General features: G+C 70.1%; 27 protein-coding genes. 10 read left to right on the top strand and 17 right to left on the bottom strand.

Annotated features, from left to right (window positions below):
- The first annotated feature begins 101 nt into the window (after positions 1-101).
- On the top strand, positions 102-677 hold the full coding sequence (locus ABZ664_RS17050) for a biotin transporter BioY (protein WP_362509875.1): 576 nt from the start codon (positions 102-104) through the stop codon (positions 675-677).
- A 60-nt stretch (positions 678-737) separates the two neighbouring features.
- On the top strand, positions 738-1,103 hold the full coding sequence (locus ABZ664_RS17045; protein ID WP_362509872.1) for a hypothetical protein: 366 nt from the start codon (positions 738-740) through the stop codon (positions 1,101-1,103).
- On the opposite strand, the gene ABZ664_RS17040 is transcribed toward ABZ664_RS17045, so the two are convergent.
- Positions 1,078-2,022 carry a DMT family transporter gene (locus ABZ664_RS17040; RefSeq protein ID WP_362509870.1) on the bottom strand — a complete coding sequence of 315 codons (945 nt, stop codon included), beginning with the start codon at positions 2,020-2,022 and terminating at the stop codon, positions 1,078-1,080. The genes ABZ664_RS17045 and ABZ664_RS17040 overlap by 26 nt on opposite strands.
- A 139-nt stretch (positions 2,023-2,161) precedes the next feature.
- Here ABZ664_RS17040 and ABZ664_RS17035 point away from each other — a divergent pair, with 139 nt between their 5' ends.
- Together ABZ664_RS17035 and ABZ664_RS17030 are read left to right on the top strand one after the other, a co-directional pair.
- Complete coding sequence (locus ABZ664_RS17035) at positions 2,162-3,406, top strand: CBS domain-containing protein (RefSeq protein WP_362509867.1); 1,245 nt, start codon at positions 2,162-2,164, stop codon at positions 3,404-3,406.
- Positions 3,399-3,878 (top strand): DUF1003 domain-containing protein, encoded by a 480-nt coding sequence (locus ABZ664_RS17030; protein ID WP_362509864.1) that lies wholly within the window; start codon positions 3,399-3,401, stop codon positions 3,876-3,878. Before ABZ664_RS17035 ends, ABZ664_RS17030 begins: the two co-directional genes overlap by 8 nt.
- Before the next feature lie 38 nt (positions 3,879-3,916).
- On the opposite strand, the gene ABZ664_RS17025 is transcribed toward ABZ664_RS17030, so the two are convergent.
- Positions 3,917-4,396, bottom strand: a complete 480-nt coding sequence (locus ABZ664_RS17025; RefSeq protein WP_362509861.1) for a MarR family transcriptional regulator — start codon at positions 4,394-4,396, stop codon at positions 3,917-3,919.
- Between the two features lie 265 nt (positions 4,397-4,661).
- Here ABZ664_RS17025 and ABZ664_RS17020 point away from each other — a divergent pair, with 265 nt between their 5' ends.
- Complete coding sequence (locus ABZ664_RS17020; protein ID WP_362509858.1) at positions 4,662-5,804, top strand: Mrp/NBP35 family ATP-binding protein; 1,143 nt, start codon at positions 4,662-4,664, stop codon at positions 5,802-5,804.
- A gap of 161 nt (positions 5,805-5,965) precedes the next feature.
- Here ABZ664_RS17020 and ABZ664_RS17015 read toward each other — a convergent pair whose 3' ends face one another.
- The 5 genes from ABZ664_RS17015 to sigE form a co-directional block, all read right to left on the bottom strand.
- On the bottom strand, positions 5,966-6,334 hold the full coding sequence (locus tag ABZ664_RS17015; RefSeq protein ID WP_362509855.1) for a sec-independent translocase: 369 nt from the start codon (positions 6,332-6,334) through the stop codon (positions 5,966-5,968).
- A gap of 120 nt (positions 6,335-6,454) precedes the next feature.
- Entirely contained in the window at positions 6,455-8,080 is a 1,626-nt protein-coding gene (locus ABZ664_RS17010) for a trypsin-like peptidase domain-containing protein (RefSeq protein ID WP_362509852.1), read from the bottom strand.
- Between the two features lie 95 nt (positions 8,081-8,175).
- Positions 8,176-9,243, bottom strand: coding sequence for a sigma-E factor regulatory protein RseB domain-containing protein (locus ABZ664_RS17005; RefSeq protein ID WP_362509849.1), 1,068 nt, complete (start codon positions 9,241-9,243; stop codon positions 8,176-8,178).
- Positions 9,240-9,770: a zf-HC2 domain-containing protein gene (locus tag ABZ664_RS17000; RefSeq protein ID WP_362509846.1), complete on the bottom strand. Its 531-nt coding sequence runs from the start codon at positions 9,768-9,770 to the stop codon at positions 9,240-9,242. Before ABZ664_RS17000 ends, ABZ664_RS17005 begins: the two co-directional genes overlap by 4 nt.
- Positions 9,771-9,822: 52 nt before the next feature.
- Positions 9,823-10,455 (bottom strand): RNA polymerase sigma factor SigE, encoded by a 633-nt coding sequence (gene sigE, locus ABZ664_RS16995; protein WP_362509843.1) that lies wholly within the window; start codon positions 10,453-10,455, stop codon positions 9,823-9,825.
- Positions 10,456-10,626: 171 nt separating this feature from the next.
- On the opposite strand from sigE, the gene ABZ664_RS16990 reads away from it, so the two are divergent.
- Both ABZ664_RS16990 and ABZ664_RS16985 read left to right on the top strand, forming a co-directional pair.
- Positions 10,627-11,277 (top strand): O-methyltransferase, encoded by a 651-nt coding sequence (locus ABZ664_RS16990; RefSeq protein WP_362509840.1) that lies wholly within the window; start codon positions 10,627-10,629, stop codon positions 11,275-11,277.
- Between the two features lie 327 nt (positions 11,278-11,604).
- Entirely contained in the window at positions 11,605-11,829 is a 225-nt protein-coding gene (locus ABZ664_RS16985) for a hypothetical protein (RefSeq protein WP_362509837.1), read from the top strand.
- A gap of 165 nt (positions 11,830-11,994) precedes the next feature.
- On the opposite strand, the gene ABZ664_RS16980 is transcribed toward ABZ664_RS16985, so the two are convergent.
- Both ABZ664_RS16980 and ABZ664_RS16975 read right to left on the bottom strand, forming a co-directional pair.
- Complete coding sequence (locus tag ABZ664_RS16980; RefSeq protein WP_362509834.1) at positions 11,995-13,494, bottom strand: leucyl aminopeptidase family protein; 1,500 nt, start codon at positions 13,492-13,494, stop codon at positions 11,995-11,997.
- A 207-nt stretch (positions 13,495-13,701) separates the two neighbouring features.
- The gene (locus ABZ664_RS16975; RefSeq protein WP_084195322.1) at positions 13,702-13,869 is read right to left on the bottom strand and encodes a DUF3117 domain-containing protein; all 168 of its coding nucleotides are present in this window, start codon (positions 13,867-13,869) and stop codon (positions 13,702-13,704) included.
- A gap of 190 nt (positions 13,870-14,059) precedes the next feature.
- Here ABZ664_RS16975 and ABZ664_RS16970 point away from each other — a divergent pair, with 190 nt between their 5' ends.
- On the top strand, positions 14,060-14,842 hold the full coding sequence (locus ABZ664_RS16970; RefSeq protein WP_362509830.1) for a PaaX family transcriptional regulator C-terminal domain-containing protein: 783 nt from the start codon (positions 14,060-14,062) through the stop codon (positions 14,840-14,842).
- Positions 14,843-15,048: 206 nt separating this feature from the next.
- Here ABZ664_RS16970 and ABZ664_RS16965 read toward each other — a convergent pair whose 3' ends face one another.
- Together ABZ664_RS16965 and ABZ664_RS16960 are read right to left on the bottom strand one after the other, a co-directional pair.
- Entirely contained in the window at positions 15,049-15,633 is a 585-nt protein-coding gene (locus ABZ664_RS16965; RefSeq protein WP_362509827.1) for a DNA-3-methyladenine glycosylase I, read from the bottom strand.
- Positions 15,634-15,686: 53 nt separating this feature from the next.
- Entirely contained in the window at positions 15,687-16,589 is a 903-nt protein-coding gene (locus ABZ664_RS16960) for a hypothetical protein (protein WP_362509824.1), read from the bottom strand.
- Between the two features lie 41 nt (positions 16,590-16,630).
- Here ABZ664_RS16960 and ABZ664_RS16955 point away from each other — a divergent pair, with 41 nt between their 5' ends.
- Positions 16,631-17,101, top strand: a complete 471-nt coding sequence (locus tag ABZ664_RS16955; RefSeq protein WP_362509821.1) for a hypothetical protein — start codon at positions 16,631-16,633, stop codon at positions 17,099-17,101.
- On the opposite strand, the gene ABZ664_RS16950 is transcribed toward ABZ664_RS16955, so the two are convergent.
- From ABZ664_RS16950 to ABZ664_RS16935, 4 genes are all read right to left on the bottom strand, one after another.
- Positions 17,078-17,665: a TIGR00730 family Rossman fold protein gene (locus ABZ664_RS16950; RefSeq protein ID WP_362509819.1), complete on the bottom strand. Its 588-nt coding sequence runs from the start codon at positions 17,663-17,665 to the stop codon at positions 17,078-17,080. The genes ABZ664_RS16955 and ABZ664_RS16950 overlap by 24 nt on opposite strands.
- A 9-nt stretch (positions 17,666-17,674) precedes the next feature.
- On the bottom strand, positions 17,675-18,469 hold the full coding sequence (locus tag ABZ664_RS16945; protein ID WP_362509816.1) for a TIGR00730 family Rossman fold protein: 795 nt from the start codon (positions 18,467-18,469) through the stop codon (positions 17,675-17,677).
- 216 nt (positions 18,470-18,685) lie between these two features.
- Positions 18,686-19,747, bottom strand: coding sequence for a succinyl-diaminopimelate desuccinylase (gene dapE / locus ABZ664_RS16940; RefSeq protein ID WP_362509813.1), 1,062 nt, complete (start codon positions 19,745-19,747; stop codon positions 18,686-18,688).
- A gap of 184 nt (positions 19,748-19,931) precedes the next feature.
- Positions 19,932-20,780, bottom strand: a complete 849-nt coding sequence (locus tag ABZ664_RS16935; protein WP_362509810.1) for a 2,3,4,5-tetrahydropyridine-2,6-dicarboxylate N-succinyltransferase — start codon at positions 20,778-20,780, stop codon at positions 19,932-19,934.
- 68 nt (positions 20,781-20,848) lie between these two features.
- Between ABZ664_RS16935 and ABZ664_RS16930 the strand changes: the two genes are divergently transcribed.
- Complete coding sequence (locus ABZ664_RS16930) at positions 20,849-21,673, top strand: hypothetical protein (RefSeq protein WP_362509807.1); 825 nt, start codon at positions 20,849-20,851, stop codon at positions 21,671-21,673.
- Positions 21,674-21,832: 159 nt separating this feature from the next.
- Here the strand turns inward: ABZ664_RS16930 and ABZ664_RS16925 are convergent, their stop codons facing one another.
- Both ABZ664_RS16925 and dapC read right to left on the bottom strand, forming a co-directional pair.
- Positions 21,833-22,510: a DUF4178 domain-containing protein gene (locus ABZ664_RS16925; protein ID WP_362509804.1), complete on the bottom strand. Its 678-nt coding sequence runs from the start codon at positions 22,508-22,510 to the stop codon at positions 21,833-21,835.
- Between the two features lie 11 nt (positions 22,511-22,521).
- Positions 22,522-23,601 carry a succinyldiaminopimelate transaminase gene (gene dapC, locus ABZ664_RS16920; RefSeq protein WP_362509801.1) on the bottom strand — a complete coding sequence of 360 codons (1,080 nt, stop codon included), beginning with the start codon at positions 23,599-23,601 and terminating at the stop codon, positions 22,522-22,524.
- Positions 23,602-23,632: the final 31 nt, after the last annotated feature.

Here is a 23,632-nt window from a genome sequence, read left to right as displayed (position 1 = left end):
GCACAAAGACCCCGCCCTGTTCTTGGTGATGATCTCGTAGGACCCTTGCCTGAGATGTCAGAAGAATGGACATCAGGAATCTGCCAAGGGAGACACGCACGATGGCAAACGCTTCTTCGGTGGCAAGGCCCGCCGTACTGTCCGACCTCATCCCCGCGTCGCGCGTCCGCGACGTCGCGCTCGTGGTCGGCGGCGCCGCCCTGACGGGTCTGGCCGCGCAGCTGAGCTTCCCGCTGCCCGGCTCACCGGTTCCGGTCAGTGGCCAGCCCTTCGCGGTCCTGCTGGTCGGCGCCGCCCTCGGCATGAACCGCGCGACGCTGAGCATGGCGCTCTACATGCTGGCCGGTGTCGCGGGCGTGCCGTGGTTCGCCGCCGGCGCCTCCGGCTTCGGCGGGGCGTCCTTCGGATACATCATCGGCTTCATCGCCGCGGCGGCCGTCGTCGGCAAGCTCGCCGAACGCGGAGGCGACCGCACCGTACCGCGCACGATCGGCACGATGATCCTCGGCAACCTGGTCATCTACGCCTTCGGCCTGCCGGTCCTCATCGCCGTCGCCCAACTGGATCTCGCCACCGGCCTCGCCCTGGGCGTGGTGCCCTTCCTGCTCGGCGACGCCGTCAAGATCGTCATCGCGGCGGGACTGCTCCCGGCCGCCTGGAAGCTCTCCCGGCGCTGACCCGGCGACGTGTACGGCCTGTACCGCCATTCGGGGAGGCACAGGCCGTACATTCGTCTCATGGGTGTGATCGAGGAGGGCGCGAAGAAGTCGAGCGTCCTGTGGCTGTCGCTGGACCGGCCCCGGCTGGCCTGGCACACCTGGCACGACGGCGCGATCTACCTGGTCACCGGCGGGGGCGAGCAGCCGCTGCCGGGGCTGGCGGAGGCCGGGGAGGTGCGGGTGACGCTGCGCAGCAAGGACAACGGCGGGCGCCTGGTCGCCTTCGACGCCTCCGTGGAGGTGGTGGACCAGGCGAATGCCCCCGACGCGGTGGCCGCGCTCGCCAAGGAGCGGCTCAACGCCCCCGACGGGGCGAGGCTTCTGGAGCGCTGGGCCGCGGTTTCCAAGGTGATACGGCTCACCCCACGCGAGCCGGTTCCCTGACCTCTTCGACGGGCGAGGGCAGCGCGGCCGTGGCCCGCTGTGCCAGGTAGGCGCCGACCAGGACGATCAGGCCACCCGCGATCTGGAAGGGGCCGAGTGCCTCGCCCAGCAGGATCCAGGCGACCACCGCCCCGGCGATGACCTCCAGAGAGGCGACGGTGGAGCCGATCGCGGCCGAGAGGCGGCGGATCGCGAGGACGCCGAGGATGTAGGCGGCGGCCGTGGCGACCACGATCAGCCAGACCAGCGCCCCGACGACCGGCAGCGTGTGGCCGCCCTCGGGGGTGGCGGTCCCGCTGATCGCCTCCCAGGGGATGTTCCACGGCTGGGAGAACGGCAGGAGCACCACGGCGGCGCCGAGCAGGCCCCAGGCGATCAGGCCGAGCGGGTCGATGTCGTCGCCGAAGCTGTCACTGAGCAGGAAGTATCCGGCGCAGCACGTCATCGCGACGAAGGCCAGCAGCAGGCCCACCGGGTCGAGGGCGAGACCGGACCAGACCTCCACCACGATGCCGAGGCCGACCACGGCGACGACGGCACCGACGAAGGCCGCCCGTGGCAGCCGTACCCGTCGGACGAACCGCACCCAGAGCACCACCAGCACCGGCGAGGTGTACTCGATGAGCAGGGTGACGCCGACCGGCAGCCGGGTGATCGCCGCGAAGAACAGCGCCTGCACACCGGCGACCGCGACCACCGCGTACACCAGGAGGAACGGCAGCCGCGAGCGGGGGATGCGCAGGGCCGCGGGCCGGGCGACCGCGAGGATGCCGGCGAGCAGCAGCCCGGCGCCCGCCATGCGGATCCAGACCGCCTCCAGCGGGGCGAGTCCCGCCGCGCCCAGATATCTGGCCATGGGACCCGAGAAGGCGAAGGCCAGGGACGACGCGAGCGCGATCAGGAGTCCTGCACGTCTCATGACCCACCATTTCTGTAATTACCGTTAAGCGGCTTTGATGCTGTCATGCTGGAGTGTCGGCCAGCAAGTGAGTTCCGCGATGTGAGCAGGGGAGCGTGGCAGTGACCGATCGGTCCGGGATGCGGCCTACGCTTCAGATGTGAGGATCTTCATCGCACGTCTCGCCGGAACCCCGGTCTTCGACCCCGCGGGGGACCAGATCGGCCGGGTCCGCGACGTGGTGGTGGCCATCGCCGGAAGCGAGCCGCCGCACGTGCACGGGCTGGTCGTCGAGGTGCAGCCCCGGCGGAGGGTCTTCCTGCCGATCACCCGGATACGCTCCGCCAAGGCCGGCGCCGTCGTCTTCAGCGGCCAGCTCAACATGCGCAGGTTCGAGCAGCGGGCGACCGAGACCCTCGCCATCACCGAGCTGCTCGACCTCGGCGTGGAGGTCGACGGCGAGCGGATGACGGTCCTGGACCTGGCCATGGAGGAGACCAGGCGCTCGGAGTGGCTGATCACCAAGGTGGCGGTGATCGAGAGCCCTCCCGGCCTGGGGCTGCGCCGGCGCGGCGCGACCAGGATCGTCGACTGGCGCGAGGTCCACGGCTTCGGCGCCGTCCAGAAGGACCAGGGCGCGGCCAACCTGCTGGTCGCCTTCGAGTCGATGCGCGCCGCCGACCTGGCCGGCGCCCTGCACGATCTGCCCGCCAAGCGGCGGGTCGAGGTGGCCGCCGCCCTCGACGACGTACGGCTCGCGGACGTGCTCGAAGAACTTCCCGAGCGGGACCAGATCGGCATCCTGAGCAGGCTCGCCCCCGAGCGGGCCGCGGACGTGCTGGAGGAGATGAACCCCGACGACGCGGCCGACCTGCTCCAGGACCTCCCCGCCGAGCAGGCCGAGGCGCTGATGGCGCTGATGGAGCCCGAGGAGGCCGCGCCGATCAGGCGACTGCTGATCTACCCGGAGAACACCGCGGGCGGCATGATGACGAGCGAGCCGGTGATCCTGCCCCCGAACGCGACGGTCGCCGAGGCACTCGCCAACGTCCGCCAGCGCGAACTCACCCCGGCCGTGGCCGCGCAGGTCTACGTGACCCGGCCGCCCGTCGAGACGCCCACCGGCCGCTTCCTCGGCCTGGCCCACTTCCAGCGGCTGCTGCGCGAACCGCCCTCGACCCTGCTCGGCGGCATCCTGGACACCTCCCTCGACCCGATCAGACCCGAGTTCACCCTGCACCAGGTCACCTCCTACCTGGCCAACTACAATCTCGTGGCGGCTCCCGTGGTGAACGAGGCGGGACGCCTGGTCGGCGCGGTCACCGTCGACGACGTGCTCGACCACCTGCTGCCGGACGACTGGCGCGAGCGGGACGACCGACCGAGAGAGGGCGGGAATGGCTGACCGTCTCGACCAGCCCAGGCAGCCCGGCCTTCGGTTGCGCCCCCACTACGACCCCGAGGCGTTCGGGCGGCTGTCGGAGCGGATCGCCCGCTTCCTCGGCACCGCCAGGTTCCTGGTTTACATGACGGTTTTCGTCGCCGTCTGGGTGCTGTGGAACGTCCTCGTCCCCCACCCGCTGAAGTTCGACCCCTACCCCTTCATCTTCCTCACGCTGATCCTGTCGCTCCAGGCCTCGTACGCGGCGCCGCTGATCCTGCTCGCCCAGAACCGGCAGGACGACCGCGACCGGGTCCAGAACGAGAACGACCGCAGGGCTGCGGAGCGCAACCAGGCCGATCTGGACTACCTCACCCGGGAGATCGCCGCCCTGCGCATGGCGCTCGGCGAGGTGGCCACCCGCGACTACATCCGTTCGGAGCTGCAACGCCTGCAGGAGGACCTCTCCGAGCCCCAGAGGTCCATGGAGCCGTGAGCCCGCGCGACCTCCGGCCGGTCCTGGGAGGCGAGGGCTCAGTACGGGTCGGTGCCGGAGCCGGGGAAGAGCTTGTTCAGCATGGCCGCGCACTGCCGCAGCTCGTCGGGGTCGAGCATGTCCAGGAACTGGCCGCGGACCCCGCGCAGGTAGGTGGGGCCGGCCTCGGCCAGCCGCGCGGCCCCCTCGTCGGTGAGGACGGCGAACAGGCCGCGCGCGTCGCTGGGGCACGCCTCGCGCTCGACCAGGCCGTCACGCTGGAGACGGTCGATGAGCCGGGTCAGGCCGCTGCGCGACAACAGCACCCTGTCCGCCAGGTCGTTCATCCTCAGCCGCCGCTCGGGCGCCTCCGACAGCTGCGACAGGACCTCGTACGAGGCCAGGGCCAGATCGTGCTCGACCAGCAGGTCGGCCTCCAGAACCCGGGTGATGCGGACCTGGGCCCGCTGGAGCATGCGCCAGACCACCAGCTCCTCCGAGCCGGTGCTCCCTCTTGACTCGCCCGCTGTGAGGGTCACGGAGTAACCTTAGAACGTTGCACGTGCACCTACACAGCGAATTGTCCGAATCCAGCGACCATCACCGGTTTCGGAATTCCTTTCGGTGTTCTCGGGTTCATACCATGGGCTCACGACGCCGACCGCTCCCTGACGGGATCGGCCTCCTGCCAAGCCATACGGGCGCCACGACAGGCGGGGCCCGCCTGTGAGACGCCTCATCGATAACAGACAAGGAGGGACGGCATCCTCGTCGCCCCCGGGTGACGTGATTGCCGACACTTCGATGGCACCTACCACGGAACTGGTGATGGCCGCCCTCGCGACCGTCAACGACCCTGAGATCCGTCGGCCGATCACCGAACTCGACATGGTCAAGAGCGTCGACATCTCCCCCGAGGGAGCCGTACGTGTCGCGATCTACCTGACGGTCTCCGGTTGTCCCATGAAGGACACCATCACCCGAGACGTCACCGGCGCCGTCTCCAAGGTCGACGGGGTGACCGGTGTCTCCGTCGAGATGGACGTGATGAGCACCGAGCAGCGCAAGACGCTGCAGACCAAGTTGCGGGGCGCGAAGGGACCGGAGAAGGAGATCCCCTTCGCCCAGCCCGGCTCGCTGACCCGCGTCTTCGCGGTCGCCTCGGGCAAGGGCGGCGTCGGCAAGTCGTCCGTCACCGTCAACCTGGCCGCCGCGATGGCCGCGAGCGGCCTGAAGGTCGGCGTCGTCGACGCCGACATCTACGGCCACAGCGTTCCGCGCATGCTCGGCGTCTCCGAGCGCCCCACCAAGGTCGAGGACATGATCATGCCGCCGGTGGCGCATGACATCAAGGTCATCTCGGTCGGCATGTTCAAGCCGGAGGGCAACACCCCGGTCGTGTGGCGTGGCCCGATGCTCGACCGTGCCCTGCACCAGTTCCTCGCCGACGTCTACTGGGGCGACCTGGACGTATTGCTGATGGACCTGCCCCCGGGCACCGGTGACATCGCGATCTCCGTGGCGCAGCGGATGCCGTCCGCCGAGCTCCTGGTGGTGACCACCCCGCAGCAGGCCGCCGCCGAGGTCGCCGAGCGCGCGGGGTCGATCGCCGTCCAGACCCACCAGCAGATCGCCGGTGTCATCGAGAACATGTCGTGGCTGCCCTGCCCGCACTGTGACGAGCGGATCTCGGTCTTCGGTGAGGGCGGTGGCCAGAGCGTGGCCGACGCGCTCACCCGCACCCTGGGGTCCCGCGTGCCGCTTCTGGGCCAGGTGCCCATCGACACGCGTCTGCGCGAGGGCGGCGACGAGGGCAAGCCGCTCGTGCTGACCGACCCGGACGCCCCGGCCGCGACCGAGCTGAGCCGCATCGCCGCGTCCCTCAGCAAGAAGTCGACCAGCCTCAAGGGGCTCCAGCTCGGCATCTCGCCCACCCGGCGCGGCTGAGGCGGCTGCGTCAGAGGCCGACGGACCGGCCCCGCGAGGCCTGGAGCGGCCTCTCCCGCGACGCGACGGCGGCGGCGTCCCCGGAACCGGGGGCGCCGCCGTCTGCCGTGTGAGAGGCGCCTCAGCGCCGCAAAACGGAAAAACTACGCAAAGTTCAACGGCTAGGTCGCGTCGGAGTCGTACGGGGGGATCTCGCCGTACCCCAGCTCCCCACCGCCGCTCATCGCGTGGTGGTCGGTCGCCGGTTCCGCGGTGGCGGTGGTCGCCGAAGTGCCGTTCAGGTCGTCCTCAAGGTCGGCGATGAGGTGCTTTCTGACGAAGTTCTTCGGATTGAGGTCGGCCGGGTCGAAGTCGGCGAACTCGGGACCGAGCCCCGTCCGCAGGTCGTCTCTCGCGTTGTTGGCCATCCGGCGCAGGTTGCGTAGCGTCTTGCCCGCCTGTGAGGCGGCCTGGGGCAGTTTCTCCGGGCCGAAGACGAGAAGGGCGATCACCACCAGCGCCACGATCTCAGGCCAGCCGAGTCCGAACACGGTGATCTCCTACCGGGAGGAAGGTGCCAGAAGCACCTCTCCGGCCACACGCCGGAGAGGTTCCACACTAACGCCCCCACAGGTGAGCACGCGCCTCACCCCGTCTCTCAAAAGGGCCGCTCAGGAGGGTTGGGGTGAGGGCTGCTCGGGGGCGGTGCCAACGGTGACGGTCGCGGTCTTCTCCTCGCCGCCACGCTGGTACTTGACCGCGAGCTTCTCACCGGGAGCCCTGTTACGGATCATGGCGATCAGCTCGTTGCCGTCCTGGAGCACGACGCCGTCGATCTCCAGGATGACGTCTCCGGGCTTGAGACCGGCCTGGGCCGCGGGACCGTTCGGCTCGACCGGCTGGGTGCCCTGCCTGGACTCGGTGGCGATGCGCACCCCGACGCCCTGATAGGTCGGGTCGATGGCGACGCCGATGCGCGACTTCTTCGCCTTGCCCGTGGTGATCAGCTCCTGGGCGACCCGCCGGGCGTGGTTCACCGGGATGGCGAAGCCGAGGCCGATGCTGCCGCTCTGGCCGCCGACCGACCTGCCGAGCGTGGCGATCGCCGAGTTGACGCCGATCACCTCGCCGTTCACGTTGACCAGCGGTCCCCCCGAGTTGCCGGGGTTGATGGCCGCGTCGGTCTGCACGGCACTGAGCCAGGTGGTGTCGGAGCTGTTCTCCTCACCCGCCTGGACGGGCCGGTTGAGCGAGCTGACGATGCCGGAGGTGACGGTGCCGGTCAGGCCCAGCGGGGATCCGATGGCGATGACAGGGTCTCCCACGACCACGTTGTCCGAGTTGCCGAGAACGATCTCGGGGGCGCCGAAGGTCTCCGCGGGCTTGACCACCGCCAAGTCGGACTCGGGGTCACGGCCCACGACGACGGCCGAGGTGGACTTGCGGTTGTTGAACTGGATCTGGATCTGGCTGCGCGAGTCGGCGTTGGCCACCACGTGGTTGTTGGTCACCACGTAGCCGCCCTTGATCAGGAAGCCCGAACCGGTGCTGGAACTCACCCCGCCCTCGACGGCGAGTGACACCACGCTGGGCAGGACCTTCGAGGCCACGCCCGCGACCGACTCCGGAGGCCGGACGTTGGAGCCCGTCGGCGCCCCGCCCAGGCTGAAGGAGGGGTCGCGCCCCGAGGCCGTGGGCTTGGTGAGGAGGTAGGTGCCGACGCTGCCGAGCGTGGAGGCGAGCAACGCGATCACCAGGGCGAGGATCACCAGCGTGGTGGTGCGCGGCCCACTCCTGGCGGGCCTGGGCGGCGGACCGCCGAAACCTCCGGGGCCCATGGGAGCCCCGGGCGGCGGCGCCCAGCCGGGCCCCATGCCGAACGCCTGGGTGGGCGGAGGGGGCTGAGCGGACTGGGCGGCGAAGACCATCGTGTCCTGCCTGGGCGGCCTGCCAGAGGGGTCGCCCCAGCTGTGGCCCGCGGAACCGGGGCCCTGGTCGCCCTCACCGGGCGGCAGGTGCCTGTCGTGATGGCGCGACTCGGGCTGGTCCTGCGGCCTGCCCCACAGGGCGTGGTCGGACTGGGCGCCCGGCCGGCTCCAGCCGTCGTCGTCGCGGGGCTGCTCGGCCTGGAAGGGAGCACCCTCTCCGGCGGGCAGGAACTCGGGGCGGGAGAACTCGGGGCCGGACAAGTCGGGGCGGCGGGACTCCTGGGTGTCGTGTCCGCCGTCGGCGAATTCCGACGGCGTACGGCCCTCAGCATCGTTCGCCTCGCGGGCAGTACGGGCATCGTCGGTCATCGAATACTCACTACTCCTTGACTCGCGGACGGCCGCTCACCGGGGCAACCCGGCAATCTTCCCCCGAGTGACATACGCGATGTGTAAAGCACGCGCTATCCGAAGGGATTGACCCAGGAGAGCAGACGGCTGGCACCGCGGCCGAGCCGCGTCCAGAGATCGGGAACGGGCTCGTGCGGCAGCGCCGCGACAGCGGCGTCGACCATGTCAGCCGGCGCGTCGGCAAAGACAGTGTAGACATGACCCCCACTCGCCCAGATCGTCTCCTGCCCAGCAGGGTCTCGAATCCAGATCGTATGCCCCTTACGCCGTTCCGCATGCCAACCCTGGAGACGTTCTTCGTCAAGCATCCCAGACTGGATAAAAACCGACACAACCGACAAGCCATCTGAATACCCGAGATACAAGTATCCGGAGGGGACCGTGCGAGCGGCGAAGAGCTCCAGCCGTCCCGGCAGGGTGCGGGGGAAACGCAGACCCTCGGCTTCCATCCGCGGCAGCTCGGCCAGGTCAAGGCCACCGGCCGCCAGCGCGGGCGCCGCGCTCCTCACCACCGGATCGAGGGTCAGGTCGACGAAGGCTCCGGCCCTGACGACCCGCCCCTTCGTGTCCATGAGCTCGCGGCGCAGCACCGGACCTCCGTCCCGGTCGATCCAGTAGCGGGCGGCGACCGTGCCGTCGGCCCGCAGGACGTTCACCAGGCGGGCCGGGCGCCCGCAGGCGAAGCCCTCCCCCGCGTCCACGACCCGGTAGTTGCGGGCCATGACCTCGAGCATCACCTCGGACGGGCTGGACATGCCCCCGGCGGGGGTGCCGGGATCGGCGTTCCGCACCGAACCCGAGGGGGCGGCATCTCCCACGGAGCCCGAGGGCCCCGAGGACGCGGTGCGTACCGTCAACCCCTTTCCCGGGACGTTGCGCACCTCCAACACCTCCGAGGCGGCACCCGAGGTGCCCCAGGAGGTGACGTACTGGGTGCCGGAGTATCCGCGGGAGCGGCCCGCGGCCGCCGCCTCGCGGAGCAGGTGCAGGCCGGTGTCCTCGCTCTCGACGTCGTCCGGCGGCACGGCGTGCGGGGACCGGACGGCGTGTGCCGTACCGCCCGTCACCAGCCCCAGCAGCATGAGAGCGGCCAGGATGACCGTGGCGGGCAGCCGGATCACGGAGAGGGGGAGAGAGTCGGCGTCGCCGACCCGCCATAGGGCGCGGTGTTCCTGTGCTGGTTGGCGAACATGTCGACCGGCGGCACGATGCGCGGGTTGGGGTCGGCCCCGCCTACCACGAACAGGGTCCCGATGGCCACGGCCGCCGAGGCGACGCCCACCGCGACATAGCCCGCCCTGCGCGCGCGGCGGGGTCCTCCGGCACGGCCCCTGGGCCGGTTGTCGGGGGGAGCGATGCCGTGCATGCTCGGAATGGGCGCGCCACCGAAGGTGCGTGAGGCCCGAAAGGGGCGCTCACGCGGCGGCAACGGGCCGCCGGGCTCTGCCATTCGCAGCAGGGACATCGTCAGGTCGGTCGGCATCGCCGGACCGTCAAGGGAGCGCAACCGGCTCTTCAGTGCCCGCACGGCGTCGACCTCGGCCCTGCAGGGGGCACAGAAGGTCAGGTGCGAGAGGGCACGGTCGCGCTCGTGGTGATTCAGCTCACCGTCGACCAGCGCGGAAACGCGTTCTCCGAGGTGACTCATGCGCACTCCTTGCCAAGTGGCTCGTCGTGACATTCGTCATGACTGTGGTTTCTCATGCGAATTCCTCCCCGTGAGTAACGTTCGGGGGGAATTGATCGTTCCGCGGCGCACGATGGTCCAGCGCCTCACGCAACTGCGACCGCCCACGGTGAATCCTGCTGCGAATGGTGCCGAGCTTCACGCCCAGCGTCGCCGCGATCTCCTCGTAGGACAGCCCCTCGATGTCACACAGGACGACGGCCGCGCGGAACTCGGGCGCGAGCGCGTCGAGTGCGGCCTGGATGTCGGGCTCCAGATGGCTGTCGTCGTACACCTGGGCGGGAGAAGGCTCGCGTCCGCGCAACCGCTCGGCGGCGTCGTCGGCGAGCCCCTCGAACCTGATGCGCTGCTTACGCCGCGCCATGTCGAGGAACAGGTTGGTGGTGATGCGGTGCAGCCAGCCCTCGAAAGTGCCCGGCGTGTAGTTGGACAACGACCTGAAGACCCGGACGAAGACCTCCTGGGTGAGATCCTCCGCATCGTGCACGTTCCCGGTCAGCCGATAGGCCAGCCGGTAGACGCGCGCAGAGTGCGTCCGGACCACCTCCTCCCAGGTGGGAGGCGTCCAGTCGGACATGGGAGCTTCCGCCTGGTGGTCGGAACCCTCCACCGGCACTCCTCTCTCAGGGGCCACCGCTATCGCCATAGTGCCTGGTTTCGTCCCTTCGTGCGCACTCACTACCTTCAGGACCGGCAAAGGCCGCTTAAACCGTGCAACGCACCGGGGGTGACATGAGTTCCCGATCGGGCCTGCCTCCCTTAGGCTGCGACCCAGCGCCTATATGACTGTGTACGGAGAAAGCGGGAGGAGAGGCCGATGGCAGAGACGCCGACAAGTCCGTTGGAGGCCACTCTGGCCTATGCCGACGAGTTCCACAGGGAGGACGACATCCTGCGGGCCGCACGCATGCGCGGCACGGAGGTGGGGGCACCCCCGATCCTGCCCGGCGGCGGCGCCGCTCTCTGCTTCCTCGCCACCGCCATCAACGCCCGTGCCGTCGTGGAGATCGGCACCGGCTGCGGCGTGTCGGGGCTGTGGCTGCTCCGCGGCATGCGCCAGGACGGCACGCTCACCAGCGTGGACGTGGAACCCGAGCACCAGCGGCTGGCCAGGCAGAGCTTCGCCCAGGCCGGATTCTCCGGCGGCCGGATCCGCCTGATCACCGGCCGCGCCCTCGACGTGCTCCCCCGTCTCTCCGACGGCGGCTACGACCTCGTCTTCTGCGACGGCGCCATGCACGAGTACGCCGACTACCTGGCCGAGTCCGTCCGCCTGCTGCGGGTCGGCGGCATCGTCGTCTTCGACAACGCCCTCTGGGGCAACAGGGTGGCCGACCCCTCGCAGCGGGACCCCGACACGGTCGTCATCAGGGAGCTGGGCAAGCTGGTCCGCTCCGACGAGCGGCTCCGCCCGCTGATGATGCCCCTGGGAGACGGCATCCTGGCGGCCGTCAAGCTCGCCGACTGACAGGCGTCCCATGCGCTGAGGTGTTCAAGCCGGCTCCCGGTGCGCCCGAGCGATCGCCTCGTCATGCGGAGAGCCGGTTTTCAGGCGGCCGTGACGATGTTCACGGTGACGTCGCGGCGGGTCTGCCCGCCGACCGGCCGACGTCTCGACCGTCACCGCCCGCGACACGCCCCGGGGCCTGGCAATACCGTTCACACGGGTCCGGCAAGCGATCACCAAGATCCTGGGAGACGCGCGTCAATCCTCTATCGGCCGGAAACGATGCCGATAGGCCATGTCGCCACAACGCGGGCCTTTCCCACGATCACCGATACACAGGGGTGCGCCATGACGGTTGCCGCCAAGCTCGACAAACTGCTCGACAAGGAGTACGAGGGGTCCGATCTTCACTCGCTTACCAACGCGCCGGTCAGCGCGCTCTCCGGGGTGAGCGAGAGCGACGCCCAGGACCTGGCCAAGGCGTTCGGTATCAAGACCATCGGCGACCTCGGCCGCAACAAGCACTTCCGGGCCGCCGAGGCCATCGTCAGCCTCTCGGAGGCGAGCAGGTAGGAGTGGCCGGGCGGGAGCGGCGGCCCGCACCGGCCCCTTCGGGGGACCCGGTCCCGCGACCGCAGGCCGACCGGAGGCCAGGCCCACGGGCCTGGCCTCCGGCCTGGTCACCGCTATCCGCTCAGCGCCACGTGGTCGGCATTGTCAGCGTGGTCGGCGCGGCTGTCACCGCTCCCCGATCGGCGCTCCCTGGAGCCCCGACAGCCACCCGAGCAGCAGACGCACGCCGTACCCGGTGGCCCCCTTGCTGAGAACGCCCTCGTCGGCGCCGCTGCGGCCGACATTCGCGATGTCCAGGTGCGCCCACGGCCGTCCGCCGGTGAACTCGCGCAGGAACAGCGCCGCGGTGACGGAACCCGCGCCGTAGGTCGATCCCGCCTCGATGTTGGTCAGGTCCGCCACAGACGAGTCGAGCGCGGGGACATAGTCGTCGATCAGGGGCATCCGCCAGAGCCGCTCCCCGCTCGTCTCCCCCGCCTCGATCAGGGCGCCGGCCAACTCGTCGTCGGAGGCGAAGACCGCGCCGAGATCCTTGCCCAGGGCGATGCCGATCGCCCCGGTCAGCGTGGCGATGTCGATCATGACGTCCGGCTTCAGCTCCGCGTCGGCGTACGCCAGCGCGTCGGCCAGGACCAGACGGCCCTCGGCGTCGGTGTTGAGCACCTCCACCGTCCGGCCCCCGTACTGCGTGATCACGTCGGAGGGACGCTGGGCCGTGCCGGAGAAGGAGTTCTCGGCGGCGGCGACGAGGCCGGTGACCCGCACCCGCACGCCGAGCGCGGCCAGCGCGCCCAGAACCGCGATGACGACGGCTCCGCCGGCCATGTCGGTCTTCATGAAGACCATGTTGCTCGTCGGCTTGAGCGAAATGCCGCCGGTGTCATAGGTGATGCCCTTGCCGACCAGGACCACGTGACCGGTCGCGTCCTCGGGCTCGTAGGAGAGCTGGATCAGCCGGGGCGGGGTCACCGATCCCTGGCCGACGGCGAGGATGCCGCCGAACCCGCCGGAGCGCAGCTCTCGCTCGTCCCACACCCTCACCGCGACACCCCGCTCGGCGGCGCGCTCGGCGAGCCAGGCGGGTGACTTCACCGATGAGGGGGTGTTGGTCAGGTCTCTGGCGAGCGCCACGGCCTCGGCGACCACCTCGGCGGCGGCGACCTCCGTCTCGACCCCGTCGCCGACGAACTCGAGCGTCACCGGGGAGGACTTCACCTCACCGACCCTGAAGGTGTACGTGGCCAGGAGCGCGCCCTCCACGAACGCGGCCACCGGCCCGCTCGGGAGCACGATCCTGATGGCGTCCCTGCCCTTGCCGCGCCGCGCCACCGCCGCGCCCGCCTTGCGCAGGGTGGCCGGCGAACCGTCGCCGACCCCGTAGAGAAGCACCCGGCCGACGGCGTCGCCGTTCGCGACCGGAACCTCGACGATCTCGCCCGCCTCACCCTTGACCTTGTGGTGGGCGAGCAGCGCCGCCACGGGAACCGGCAGCTCGATATCGGGCGCGAGGCCGTCGGCGAAGGGGACGGCCAGCAACTCGGCGTCACCGGGGAGCCCGGCCCCTGGCCCCTCCCCTGCGGCCGGCTCCGCGCCCTCCGAGGACGCGACGGACAACCCCTGCGCGTAGGGAACGCGCGGCAGGAGCAGATGGGGGGAGATGGGCATAGCGGTAACTCCAGTCATCAGGCCCGGCGTGGGGAGAGGCACCGGGGAGAACAGCACGGCCCTGGCGCGAGCCACCGTGAGGCGGTCCGACGGCCAGGGCCGTGCAATCGTCTGTCCATCGTCGGTCTCGCGGGCCGTCGCAGGTGTCATGCTCCCCGAGCAAGCTCAAATAGGGCCCGGCTCCACCACTTCTGGTTTAGATCGGGATCAACCGACGATTTTCTTCAGTTCCTCACCGAGGGCACTTGCCTCGTCCGCCGAGAGTTCGACGACGAGGCGGCCGCCACCCTCCAGGGGAACCCGCATGACGATGCCCCTGCCTTCCTTGACGACCTCCAGCGGACCATCACCGGTCCTCGGCTTCATAGCCGCCATGCGTGTATCCCTTCCTGCTTCGGGCTCCGGATCTCCGACTGACCCGAGGGTGGCCGACGCATTCACGTCTTCTGTGATGTCCTATTATCCCGCCTCCGCAGGGAGAATGGGAACGATCAATCTCAGCGTCGGCTCATCCGGCGATCAAGACCGTTGTCCAAGCCCCCTTCAGACGGCCAAACTTGTCCTTGTGAACGCCCGCGCCGCTCTCTTCGATCTGTACGGGGACCACCTCAGGTTCCGAGGCGGTCGCGCGTCCGTGGCCGCCCTCGTTCGTCTGCTCGCCCCGCTGGACATCGCGGCTCCCGCAGTCCGCACCGCCGTCTCACGAATGGTCCGGCAGGGCTGGCTCACGCCGGCCCGGCTGCCCAGGGGGCCCGGCTACGAGGTCACTCCCAAGTGCGTACGCCGCCTTGACGAAACCGCACCAAGAATTTACCGAGTCGGAACGATCACGTGGAACGGCCGATGGCACATCCTCGTGGTGGAACCCGTGCGCGAGCGGCCCAGGCGGGAGCGCCTGCGCTCGGATCTCTCCTTCATCGGATACGCCTCCCTGTCGGAGACGACCTGGATCGGACCGCGTCCCTCCCCGGAACTCGACGCGATCCTCGAAGGCGTGGATCTCACCGCCGACCGGTTCGAGGCGGTGTTCGACGGCGACCCCGCGGCGCTGGTCGCCAGGACATGGGACCTGGACGCCATCGGGGCCGCCTACGAGGAGTGGATGGCCCAGGCGACGGAGCTGGTCGGCGGGCTGCCCGACAACGCGAGCGGCGACCAGGTGTTCGCCACCCGGAGCAGGCTGCTGCACGGCTGGCGCAACTTCCTGTTCCGCGACCCCGGGCTCCCCGCGGAACTCCTGCCGCGAGGCTGGCCGGGAGAGAAGGCGAGGATCTACTTCGAGCACGAGGCCGGGCGGCTGCTCCCTGCGGCCGCCGCCTTCGTCGACCGCCAGCTCAACGAGGTCTGAAACCACTCACGGAGTTCACCGGGCTCACGAACCCGCGCACCTCCAGGGCTCACGGGCCTCAAGAAAGACGTCGGGCGCCTCGCCTCCCCACGCGGGAAGGCGCCCTCGCGCTGCGGGCGTCGAGGAGAAAGACGTCGCGCGCCATCACCTCCCCGCACGAGAAGGCGCCCCCGCGCCACAGGCCTCCAGACCTCAGGGAAAAGACGTCAGGCTCGGCGTATCCAGCAGTCGACCAGGTGATCGTTGACCAGGCCGATGGCCTGCATCAGCGCGTAGGCGGTGGTCGGGCCGAAGAAACGAAAGCCGTGCGCCTTGAGCTCCTTGGCCAGCGCCTTGGAACCGGGGGTCTGGGCGGGCACGTCCGCAGGGGTCTTCGGGACGGGCGCGCCGGGGTCCGCGTGCTTCCAGACCAGGTCGGACAGGTCGACGTCGAGCGCGGCCCGCGCGTTCGCGATCGTCGCCTCGATCTTGGCCCGGTTGCGGACGATGCCCGCGTCGCCGAGCAGACGATCGACGTCCTCCTCGCCGAACGCGGCCACGGCCGGGATGGAGAATCCCGCGAAGGCCGCCCGGAAGTTCTCCCGCTTGCGCAGGATGGTGATCCACGACAGGCCGGACTGGAAGGACTCCAGCGAGATCCGCTCGAACACCTGGTCGTCGCCGGTGACCGGACGACCCCACTCCTCGTCGTGGTAGGCGATGTAGTCGGGGGCCGAGGTCGCCCAGCCGCAGCGCACGAGCCCTGGGGATTCCGCGGATTCCCTGGGCTGCGCGAGAGTCTCGGATGTCACAGGCTCACCTTGAACCACTGGGGCGCCCGGAGCCACTGCCCGCGAGGTCTCGGTCACCGGGTGTCCTCCGTCTTCCGCTCCCCCGTACGGAGGCCGACGGAACCGGGAGACGGCTCCTTCGAATCCGAAGTCTCGGACGAGGAAGAAGAATCCGACGCCTGAGGCGGCTCGGACGGCCTGGCGAAAGGCGACACGCCGGATGACCCGGATGAATCAGACGCCTCGTCGGGCTTGGCAGTCTCCTCCGGCTCGGAATCCTTGGAGGGCACATCCTCCTCAGACCTGAGAGGCTCCTCCGGCTCGGAGCTCTTGGAGGGCTCGGCCTCCGCAGGCTCGCCCGCGACCTTCGCCCCGTCAGAGAGCTTCTCGGAAGAGAGCTTCTGGGACGCCCCGAAACCCTTCCCGCCGGAGGACCCGGACGTCTCATCCCCGGCACGCGAAACCGCCCGCGGCCCGCTGGACAACTCCTCGGACGCCCCGAAACCCTCCCCGCCGGAAGACTCGGGTGATGTCTCACCCTCGGCACCCGGAACCGCCTGCGGCCCGCTGGACAACTCCTCGGACGGCCCGAAACCGTCCCCGCCGGAAAGCTCGTACGGCGCCTCGGGGCCGCGCGGCGAGGTCCGGGAGCCGGGGTTGAGCTCGTGACGAGCCTGGAGCCTGCCCGCGAGCAACTCCGACACCCGCTGCTCCAGCACGGCGATCCTGGTGTCACGCTCGCTCAGTGCCCCGGCGACCCGGCTCAGCGTCTCGTCCACGCTCTGCGTGTTGTATCCGACGAGGCTCACCGGGAGCTGGAGGGCCATGAAGTCGACCGCGCCGAGCTGACCTGCCTGGGGCAGGTTCAGCGGGGGCACGTCGGGGGCGAACTCACTCAGCTCCCCTCCCCGGCCCATGGCGACGACCGTGACACCGGCGATAACGGCTACAGCAGCGAGAGCTAATACGACCAGCACATACGAATCGTGCCACATCTGCGCTGACCTAGGATCGGATCATGACGTCCGCCCCCGGCTTGGAAGCCTTCGTCGTGCTCCGTCCCGGTGACCCGGGCGAGCCCGGCTGGGTCGAGGCCGTCTCGATCGGGGAGGTCGAGGAGCTCGCCCGTGCCGGGCGCACCGTGGTCGTCACCCCTGCCAGGCTCGCCGGCGTCGCCTCCGCCGCATCCGTACCGTCCGGTGACCTCGGGGAGTCCGACGAGGCCGAAGGCGGGGCGGACACGGCCGGAAACGCCGGGACCGGGATGGACGCCGGCGAAAACCCAGGAGCCGGGATGGGCACCGCCGGAAACGCCGCTAGGGAGCGGGACGCCGAGGCCGCCGAGCTCACCGCGGCCTCGATCTGCGCCTGGGCCGGTGCCCGCGTCTTCCGTACGGACCGCGTCGAACAGGTGCGGCTCGCGGTCGAGATGACCGACGCCCTCGCCGGGCGGCGGCCGCCCGCGCTAACCCGCCGTGGCCTCGCCTAGCTCCTCCGCGCTCGGCTCCAGGTGCCTGGTCGACTTCTCCAGCAGCCGGAACGCCTCGTCGACCGTGGTGGCCCAGGAGATGGCGTCGAAGACGTTCGGGCGGGTGAAGCCCGCCTCCTCCATGCCCTCGACCAGCTCCCGCAGCGGCTTGAAGATCCCCCAGGGATCGAGGACCACCAGCGGCTTGTCGTGCAGGCCCAGGGTGCGGGAGGTCCAGATCTCGAACAGCTCCTCCAGGGTCCCGATGCCGCCGGGCAGCACCAGGAAGGCGTCGGAGCGGGCGTCCATCACGCCCTTGCGCTCACGCATGTCGGTGGTGACCACCAGTTCGTCGGCACCGTCGTCCGCGAGCTCGATGTCGACCAGCGACTGAGGGATCACTCCGATGGTACGGGCGCCACCCGCGCGGGCCGCACGGGCCACGGCTCCCATGCAGGACACCCTGGCCCCGCCACTCACCAGGGAGTGGCCGCGCCTGGCGAGCTCGGTGCCGACCTGATCCGCCAGTTCCAGATACTTCTTGTCGATCTTCTGACTCGACGCGAGGAATATGCAAATGAACACGTGCCGACCCTATTCGGCATCGCCGACCGTGGACATGGCCGCTTTCCTTTCGTCCCCCAGTTGGCGGCCCCTCTTGCTGTCTGCGTCCATGATGATCCGGACCGCCTCGTCGACGTCGTCGGTGACGTGGATGAGATTCACGTCCACCGGAGAGATCTTGCCCGTCGCCACGAGGGTGTTCTTGATCCAGTCGATCAGGCCGCCCCAGAACTCCGTCCCCATCAGCACCACGGGGAAGGAGGTGACCTTCCGGGTCTGGACCAGGGTGAGCGCCTCGAAGAGCTCGTCCATGGTGCCGAAACCGCCGGGCAGCGTGACGAATCCGCAGGAGTACTTCACGAACATGGTCTTGCGGACGAAGAAGTAGCGAAACTCGATGCCGAGATCGACGTACTCGTTCATGCTCTGTTCGAAGGGCAGCTCGATGCCCAGGCCGACCGAGACGCCGTCCGCCTCCACGGCTCCCCTGTTGGCGGCCTCCATGCAGCCGGGGCCGCCACCGGTGATCACGGCGTAGCCCGCCTCGGACAGCTTCCTGCCCAGCTGAACCCCCATCTCGTACTCGGGGGTGCCCTCGGGGGTGCGCGCGGACCCGAAGACGGTGACCGCCTGGGGCAGCTCGGCGAGGTGGCCGAAGCCCTCCACGAACTCGGCCTGGATGCGCATCACCCGCCACGGATCCATGTGCAGCCAGTCGGCAGGACCTCTCCGATCAAGAAGCCGCTGGTCGTGGGTGGACTCGGAGACGAGATCACCACGGACCACGGCGGCCCCCTGGCGACGCTCTGGACGTGTTTTCTTCATGCGGGCCACCGTAGCGTCGTCTCAGAAAAATCTTGAAAAATCTCCATGAAAACATGGAACCGGACTTTGAACAGCGCACGTCTAACCGAACGAGGGTGCTGCTCGGGACTGAAAGTGGCTTTCCCCGCCAAATGGCCGGCGAGGAAAGCCACTTTCATTTGCACCGCCCCTCCAGGCTCTCGCACGTCGAGGCCCGCGCACGCCGCGAACAAGTCCTCACGACAGCCAGTCGAGCATTCCGCGCTCGCAGTCGGCGATCTTCGCCAACGAGACGAACTCCTCCTTCTGGTGCGCCAGGTTCGGATCCCCGGGACCGTAGTTGACCGCGGGCACGCCCAGGCCGGAAAAAAGCGACACGTCGGTCCAGCCGAGCTTGGCCCGTGGCGTGCCGCCCACGGCCTCGACGAAGGCCGACGCCGTCGGATGGGTCAGGCCGGGCCGCGCGGCGGCGGCGCCGTCGGTGAAGCGGACCTCGTACCCGTCGAAGACCTCGCGTACGTGGGCGCGCGCCTCGTCCAGCGACAGGTCGGGAGCGAAGCGGTAGTTCACGGTCACCACGCACTCGTCCGGGATCACGTTGCCCGCGATGCCGCCGCCGATGCCCACCGCGTTCAGTCCCTCGTGATACTCCAGGCCGTCCACGAAGGGAAGCCTCGCCTCGTAGGCGTTCAGGATCGCGAGCACCGGCTGGGCGGCGTGGATCGCGTTGATCCCGAACCAGGACCTGGCGCTGTGCGAGCGCTTGCCCCGGATGACGACCTGGGCCCGGAGCGTGCCCTGGCAACCGCCCTCGATCACGCCGTCGGTGGGCTCCATGAGCACGGCGAAGTCACCCGCGAGCCAGTCGGGACGGGTGCGGCTGAGGCGGAGCAGCCCGTTACGCTCGGCCTCGATCTCCTCGCAGTCGTAGAAGACGTAGGTCACGTCCCTGCTGGGCTCGGGAAGGGTGGCCGCGAGTTTCAGCGCGACCGCGACACCGGCCTTCATGTCCGAGGTGCCGCAGCCGTACAACCGGTCTCCCTCGACCCGGCTGGGCAGGTTGCCCGCGACGGGAACGGTGTCGAGGTGCCCGGCGATCACCACCCGCTCGCCGCGGCCCAGGTGAGTGCGGGCCACGATCGACTCGCCGTCGCGTTCGACGGTGAGGTGCCGTAGCGGCCTCAGGGACTCCTCCACGGCGTCGGCCAGGGCCTTCTCGCCGCCGCTGACCGACTCGACGTCCACGATCCTGGCGGTGAGCTCCCCGACATCCTGCGTGAGGTCCAGACGCGTACTCATGCCCGCGACCCTAGTGCCCGCACGAGTCTCACGCCCATGCCCCGGTGCCCGCACGAGTCTCACGCCCACGCCCTGGATGCCCGCACGAGGTCCGGCCCCGTGGGAAACCCGCCGTGCCCGTGCCGGATCCGAACGGTCCTCCCATCTCACCCCGCACCCCCACCGGTCCGGGCGCCGACCGGCCCTATCCGTGCAGGATGCGGTCGAGTTCGGCCCTGCCGGGCCTGTGGCCCTCCTCCAGGCGTTCGAGCACCAGGACACACCCCAGGCCGAAGGCGCCGCCGGGAAACTCGCGCCGACGGGTGCCTCCGGTCGCCACGCACCGGTCGGGGACGCGCCCGCGCTCCAGTTCCTCGCCCGTCCGAACGTCGATCACCGGGGTCGAGCCAGACAGGATCGTCCCGGCGCCGACCACGGCACCCCGTCCCACACGGGCCCCATCGGCGATCACCGCCCGGCCGCCGATCATCGCACCGTCCTCGACGATCGCGGGCATCGTCCGTTCCTCGGCGGCGAGGAAGGCCTCCCCGCCGTCGGGGTCGCCGCTCTCCCCGACGCCGACTCCCCCGGACAGGTGGACGTTCCTGCCGATCTGGGCGCACGAGCCGATCGAGACCCACGTGCCCACCGTGCTGCCCTCGTCCACGTGGGCGCCGATATCGACGAACGAGGGCATCAGCACGACGCCCGGCGCCAGGTAGGAGCCCCAGCGGGCGATCGCCCCCGGCACGACGCGCACCCCCTCGACGGAGGCCTTCAGCGGGACGCGGTCGTGGTGGTGGAAGTCGCCCACCTGGGACCTGGACGTGCCGAGCACCAGGAACGCGAGCATGACAGCCCGCCGGGCGCGCTCGTCAACGACCACCTCGCCGGCGCGGGAGACCCCGGCGACCCGGGCCTTGCCACTGTCGAGCATGTCCACCGCGCTCACGACGACGGCGCGGGCCTCGGTGTCGGCGGGGCTCAGCTCGGCCCTGCGCCACCACAGCTCGTCGACGGCCGCGGGCAGCGGGCTGGCATCGCTCTGGGTCATGGCCGGAGCCTATGTTCGCGGCGTTCTACCAGACCGCGCAATCGCTGGGGACCTGTAGGTTCTTGACCGTGCGACGGCGCTTCTCAAAAGGGGTCATCGCGATCATCGCGATCGTGACCGTGCTCGCGGTGGCCATCACCGTGGGTCTTCTCAGCCTGCTCAGGAAGGTGACACCGCTCGTCGACCTCGGCGAGGGATGCAAGATCACCACACCGGAGGGCTCACTGGAGCTGGACCTCGAACAGGCCAAGGTGGCCGCGGTCATCGCGGCCGTCGCGGCCCGCAGGAAGCTGCCCGAGCGGGCCGTGGTGATCGCCTACGCCACCGGAATCCAGGAGTCCAAGCTGGAGAATCTGACGGGCGGCGACCGCGACTCGGTCGGCGTGTTCCAGCAGCGCCCCTCCCAGGGGTGGGGCGAGCCCAAGCAGCTCGTCGACCCCGTCTACGCCTCGGGAAGGTTCTTCTCCGCGCTGGTGAAGGTGAAAAACTACCGCAAGCTGCCGCTCCACGAGGCGGCCCAGGCCGTGCAGCGCTCGGCGGACGGGTCGGCGTACGCCCAGCACGAGGACGACGGGAAGGTTCTCGCGGCGGCGTTCACCGGGCGCGTGCCCAAGGCGGTGCACTGCTGGTTCCCCGCCCCGACGGGCAAGACCCCGCTCCCCGACGAGCGGGGGGCCGCGCGCGAGCTCGCCAGGGCGCTCGGAGCGGGAAACGGCTTCGCGCCCCCCTCGCGCAAGCGCGGCTGGCTGGTGGCCGGCTGGTCGATCGCCCACGCCAAGGAGTTCGGGCTGGGAGGGATCCGCTACGACGGCCAGTCATGGACGGCCGCGAAAAGCCACGACGGCTGGCGGGCCGACCCGAAATCCTCCGCCAGGAAAGTCGAGCTGTCCTGACCGTCCCCGACCTCTCGGGACGGCGGCCCGTACGCCTTGAGCGAGGAACCCGGCGGGCTCCACCGCGACTCCCCGGGCGACGAGTGCGTCCACATCGCGAGCGGACAGGTCGGGTTCGGGGCGACGTACGGGGCGATGGGGTGATCGAGGGCGTGTGGCCTAGCCGCCCTTCTTCTTCTCGATCTTGATCGTGCCGGGGGCGAGGGGCTGGGCGTGGGAGGCGCCCCAGCGCTTGCCCTGGAGGCGTTCGAAGCTGAGCAGGCGGCCGTCGGCGGCCCGGTAGTCGGCGAAGTCGAGCAGGCCCCGCTCGGGCATCGAGGTGACCCCCTCCCCCCGGAAGGCCGCGGTGCCCCGGTCGACGGGGAAGAAGTCGACCCCCTCGACGCTCAGCGTGGCCTTGGCGGGGATCATGCCCTCCGTGGGTACCTGTGTCCACAGCAGCACCTCAAGGTGCGGCGGATCACCGGCGGCCAGCCCGGGGCGCATCTGGATCGAGAGCCACTGGGGGCGGCGGGTGCCGTCGTCGAGGCGGTACTCGGTCCACTGGGTGCCCTGCCACGACAGGTACAGGGCGCCGAGGACCCTGCTGCGGATCCCCTGGCACTCGATCGTGTCGCCGACCCTGATCGTGCGGGGGTCGGGGTAGTCGATGCCGACATGGCCCGCAGACGGTTGGGCCGACGGCTGCGCGGCCTCAACCGAAGGGAGGGGCGTCTCGCCGGAACGCTCGGACTCGTCGGCCACTCTCGTCCTGCTGTTCGTCGTGAGGAACGCGACGAACAGCAGGACGAGAGTGGCCACACTCAGTCCGAGTATCACGACGACCTCGGGGGTCATGCCGCGCGATCCTACTGGAGGCGCCGCACCGCCGCACCGACGCGTTCGTCGTCGGCCGTCACGGCGATCCTGATGTGCCTCTCTCCCGCGGTCCCGTAGAAGTCGCCGGGCGCGACCAGGATTCCTTTCCCGGCCAGCGCGCGGACCTGGTCCCAGCAGCCGGCTCCGTTGGACGCCCACAGGTACAGGCCCGCGGTGGAGTGCTCGATCTTCCAGCCGGCCGCCTCCAGGGCGGGGCGGAGCGCCGCGCGGCGGGCGGCGTAGCGGGCCCGCTGCTCCTCGGCGTGCTCGTCGTCGTCCAGGGCCACGGCCATCGCCGCCTGGACCGGCGCGGGCATGATCATGCCGGCGTGCTTGCGTATCTCCAGCAGCCGCTTGACCAGCGCGGGGTCACCCGCGACGAATCCGGCCCGGTAACCGGCCAGGTTGGAGCGCTTGGACAGCGAGTGCACCGCGAGCAGGCCCTCGTGCGAGCCGCCGCAGACGTCCGGGTGCAGGATCGAGACCGGCCGCTCCTCCCAGCCCAGCTCGATGTAGCACTCGTCGGAGGCCACGACCGCGCCGTGCTCGCGCGCCCACGAGACGACCTTGCGCAGATGCTCGGCGGGCAGGACTTTGCCGGTCGGGTTGGACGGTGAGTTCACCCAGACCAGCGGCACCCGCTCGGGACCGAGCGCGAGCAGCCCGTCGGTGGCGTACGGCTCGGCGCCCGCGAGGCGCGCTCCCACGTCGTAGGTGGGGTAGGCGAGCTCGGGCAGGATCACCCGCTGCCCCGGGCCGACACCGAGCAGCGTCGGCAGCCAGGCCACGAACTCCTTGGAACCGATCAGCGGCAGCACGTTCGCCTGGTCGAGGATCACGCCGTGCCTGCGTCGCAGCCATCCGGCGGCGGCCGAGCGGAGGCGCTCGGTGCCGTACGTCAGCGGGTATCCGGGACTGTCGGAGGCGTCCGCGAGAGCCTGCCGCACGATGGCGGGCACCGGGTCGACGGGCGTGCCCACCGACAGGTCGACGATCCCGTCCGGGTGCGACGCCGCGAGCTCCTTCAGCGGCGTGAGCCGGTCCCACGGAAAGTCCGGCAGACCGTTCATCGGAGCCTCGCCGGGACGCTCGAAGCCTCTG

This window comes from Streptosporangium sp. NPDC006930, from assembly GCF_040635605.1.
Classification (GTDB): Bacteria; Actinomycetota; Actinomycetes; order Streptosporangiales; family Streptosporangiaceae; genus Streptosporangium.
This window is presented reverse-complemented; position numbering and strand designations above follow the sequence as displayed.